Annotated in this window: 4 protein-coding genes and 1 pseudogene; 2 read left to right on the top strand and 3 right to left on the bottom strand. The window is 51.1% G+C overall.

Annotation, left to right across the window (positions count from 1 at the left end; genetic code table 11):
- The 3 genes from Q0231_RS04060 to Q0231_RS04070 all read right to left on the bottom strand — a co-directional run.
- The coding region (locus Q0231_RS04060) for a thiamine pyrophosphate-binding protein (RefSeq protein ID WP_299345417.1) at positions 1 to 489 on the bottom strand (489 nt) is incomplete at its 3' end.
- A 12-nt stretch (positions 490 to 501) separates the two neighbouring features.
- A complete protein-coding gene (locus Q0231_RS04065; RefSeq protein WP_299345420.1) occupies positions 502 to 1,650 on the bottom strand; it encodes a CaiB/BaiF CoA-transferase family protein in 1,149 nt (382 codons plus the stop codon).
- Positions 1,650 to 2,828, bottom strand: coding sequence for an acyl-CoA dehydrogenase (locus tag Q0231_RS04070; protein WP_299345423.1), 1,179 nt, complete (start codon positions 2,826 to 2,828; stop codon positions 1,650 to 1,652). The genes Q0231_RS04065 and Q0231_RS04070 overlap by 1 nt, the downstream gene beginning before the upstream one ends.
- A 273-nt stretch (positions 2,829 to 3,101) precedes the next feature.
- Between Q0231_RS04070 and Q0231_RS04075 the strand changes: the two genes are divergently transcribed.
- Both Q0231_RS04075 and Q0231_RS04080 read left to right on the top strand, forming a co-directional pair.
- Positions 3,102 to 3,656: a two-component system response regulator gene (locus Q0231_RS04075; protein ID WP_269394400.1), complete on the top strand. Its 555-nt coding sequence runs from the start codon at positions 3,102 to 3,104 to the stop codon at positions 3,654 to 3,656.
- Positions 3,637 to 3,921: pseudogene (locus Q0231_RS04080) on the top strand (hypothetical protein); the annotation flags it as partial. The gene Q0231_RS04075 and the pseudogene Q0231_RS04080, both read left to right, overlap by 20 nt.

Genomic DNA, 3,921 nt, shown 5'->3' on the forward strand with positions numbered 1-3,921 from the left:
GTCTTCCGGCAGTGCGATCACGACGGGGCCGGGTCTGCCCGACAGTGCAACGCGGTAAGCGCGGCTGATGTATTCTTGGATGCGGGATGCGTCGTCGATTTGGGTGACCCATTTCGCCATTTGTCCAAACATGCGCCGATAGTCGATCTCTTGAAACGCCTCACGTTCAATCATATTGCGCGCGACTTGGCCGATGAACAGGATCATCGGGATCGAATCCTGCCGGGCAATGTGCAGACCGGCAGTGGCGTTGGTGGCGCCGGGGCCGCGGGTAACCATGCAAATGCCGGGGCGGCCTAGCATTTTGCCGTCCGCTTCAGCCATAATGGCCGCGCCACCTTCATGACGAGAGGTGACCACGTCGATATTGCTGTCAACAAGGCCATCCAGAACAGCCAGATAGCTTTCGCCGGGCACACAAAACACGCGGTCTACGCGTTGGGCCTCAAGGCATTTCACCAGAATTTCGCCGCCGGTCAGTTTTGCCATTTCAAAATGGTCCTATTGTTTGTTGTTTTTCAGTTCAGCTAATATTTCAGCACGGTGCTGATCGACTTTTGGCGATGCCTCATTAAGGGTGAGTTCAGCATCGGAAAATGTAATGGGGGTGCGCACACCGGGCACACCATCAAGATCAAGCTGCATGCCGCGCGAGATGACTTGGGGGTCTGCAAAGACCTCGTCGATATTGTTGATTGGACCTGCAGGTACGTTGCATTGATGTAATGCGTCGAGCAGTTCCAACTTATCCCATTTGGCGAAGGCTTCTGCCAGAATTTTGGTCAATGCTTCGCGGTGGATTTGGCGTGCCGAATTGGTGGCGTAGGCTTCGTCTGTCGATAGATGATCGAGCTGAAGCAAGTGGCATAGGCGTTGGAATTGCCCGTCATTGCCGACGGCCAAAATGATGTGACCGTTCTTCACTTCGAGCACTTGATAAGGCACAATATTGGGGTGCGCATTGCCCATGCGTTGTGGGGCGACACCGGATACCAAATAATTCATGGCTTGGTTGGCCAGAACGCCAACCATTGAATCCAACAGCGCCAGATCAACTTGTTGACCAAGGCCAGTGCGTTCGCGCTGCCACAAGGCGGCTTGAATGCCGATGGTGGCGTAAAGCCCGGTCATAATGTCAGCCAAAGCGGTGCCGATTTTTTGCGGTTCGCGGCCCGGTTCTCCTGTGATCGACATCATGCCCGACATGCCTTGCACGATAAAATCGTAGCCCGGTTGGCTGGCATAGGGGCCGGTTTGGCCAAAGCCTGTGATTGAGCAATAAATTAGGCGCGGGTTGATTTGTTTGAGTGTTTCATAATCAAGGCCATATTTTTTTAGGCCATTGAGTTTGAAGTTTTCAACCAAAACGTCCGACTGTTTGACCAATTCGATAACGATCTCACGGTCAGCGGCTTCTTTGAAATTCAAAGCAATGGAGCGTTTGCCCCGGTTGCAGGCGTGAAAATAGGCGGCAGATTTGTCGTCTTTGCGCTCGACAAATGGAGGGCCCCAGGTGCGGGTATCATCACCCTGAGGGCTTTCCACCTTGATCACATCGGCGCCAAGATCAGCGAGCGTTTGGCCGACCCAAGGGCCAGCCAAAACGCGTGCAAGTTCGAGGACTTTGAGCCCTTCAAGTGGCTTGTTCATCAAAAAAAGGCCTGCAAACCAGTTTGTGAACGACCAAGAATTAGCGCATGAACGTCGGCGGTGCCTTCATAGGTGTTCACGGTTTCAAGGTTGATCATATGTCGGATTACATCGAATTCGTCCGAAATGCCGTTGCCGCCGTGCATGTCACGTGCCATGCGGGCAATGTCCAAGGCTTTCACGCAGTTGTTGCGCTTCATCAATGAGATCATTTCAGGCGCGGCGTTGGCTTCATTCATCAAACGACCCACGCGCAATGAGCCTTGTAAGCCCAGCGTAATGTCGGTCATCATGTTGGCCAATTTCATTTGGAACAATTGCATTTGCGCCAAAGGTTTGCCGAACTGTTTGCGCTCCATGCCATATTTGTTGGCGGCATGCCAGCAAGCCTCTGCAGCGCCCATGGCGCCCCAAGAAATGCCGTAACGGGCGCGGTTCAAACAACCGAATGGGCCTTTTAGGCCTTCAACATGGGGCAGCAAAGCGTCTTCGCCCACTTCCACATTTTCCATCACGATTTCACCGGTGATTGATGCGCGAAGGGAAAGTTTTCCGCCGATTTTTGGCGCAGAAAGACCTTTCATGCCTTTGTCCAAAACAAAGCCACGGATTTTATTGTCATGGGCATCAGACTTGGCCCAAACCACAAACACGTCAGCGATTGGGCTGTTTGAAATCCACATTTTTGTGCCGTTGAGCACATAGCCATTTTCAGTTTTTGTGGCGCGGGTCAACATGCCGCCAGGGTCTGAACCTGCGTCAGGTTCAGTAAGGCCGAAGCAACCAATTAGGTCACCGGAGATAAGGCCGGGCAAGTATTTTTGGCGCTGTTCTTCTGATCCATATGCGTAAATCGGGTAAATCACCAAAGAGGACTGCACCGACATCATGGAGCGGTAGCCGCTGTCGACACGCTCAACCTCGCGGGCGATCAGACCGTAGGCCACATAGCCCATGTCCACGCCGCCGTATTCTTCGGGAATAGTTGAGCCAAGCAGACCCATATCGCCCATTTCTTTGAATAGGGCAGGGTCGGTTGTTTCATCGTTATAGGCTTCGCGCACACGTGGGCGCAGCTTTTCATCAGCAAAGGCGCGGGCAGTATCTTGCACCATGCGCTCTTCTTCGGTTAGCTGATCATCAAGCCGGAATGGGTCCTGCCAAGTGAATGCCCCCAAGTCAGGGCGGTCTTTATCGCGAATGCTAGGGCGCTCAGTTGTCACGGGTCATACCTATAGGTTATTTTAAACTTCAAACATTTTATCAGATCAATTGGGGCTATTCCAACGATAGATGCGCATTTGTTCATGCGCAAAACGCATTTAAGCGAGTTGGCTAAGATAAACTTGTAAGGTAGGGCGAGTGCAACCCGCTTGCAATAGATTGAATTTTCATCACAATGACTACTGAGTTGCTTACCTTCAACTCTTTCGATTCGTCTGGATGTATTTATGCCTTCGCCTTCTCATCGGTATAATTTTTCTGACCTCGATATCATAGTTGTGGACGACAGTGAGTTCGCGCTTGAAATTATGCGGATCATATTTGCAGCAATGAATATAAAGAAGGTCCGATATTGTAGTTCTTCTGTAGATTGCTTAGCAGCGATCATTAAAAATCTGCCTGATATAGTTGTTGTTGATCTACTCATGAAGCCAAAAAATGGTTATGAATTAATCCGCCGAATTCGGGCACATGCCTCTGAGGATATCCGGCATTTGCCTATTTTGGTTGCAACAGCATATTCATCTGCGCCTGCCATTCGACTGGCAAGAGACGTGGGCGCGAGCGAAATACTGTGCAAACCTTTGTCCGTTGAAGGAGTCTATGACCGTTTCGTGCACATGCGTAATCACCCACGCCAGTTCGTCAAAATAGCAGAATATGTAGGGCCGGACCGGCGCAGGACGTTACGGGGATTTGAAGGGATGGATCGCCGTGCGGGTGACACCGCTGGTGAATTGGATGCCAATAGTGAGCAAAAACATGCCAAAGAAGTACGATAATACCAATGCTCAAGATGTTGAGGTTTACACTCCGCCAAACAAGTTGCGTGAAGCGATTGGCGAGGGTGACGGTCCATCGTTGGGTGAAATGCAGAAAATGGCTGATCAACTTTTTCGCGCATCTCAGTCAGAATATCGCTTAGTGCTCGAGGGTGCGATTGCAAGAATGAAAGACTACTTGGTATCTGGGGACGCGGTGCCTGAGCTTCAAGCGGAATTGTATGCTGAGGCGCACGACATTAAAGGTCAAGCGTCTTCTTTTGGG

The sequence above is a fragment of the uncultured Maritalea sp. genome (assembly GCF_937139385.1).
GTDB classification, from domain to species: Bacteria; Pseudomonadota; Alphaproteobacteria; order Rhizobiales; family Devosiaceae; genus Maritalea; species Maritalea porphyrae_A.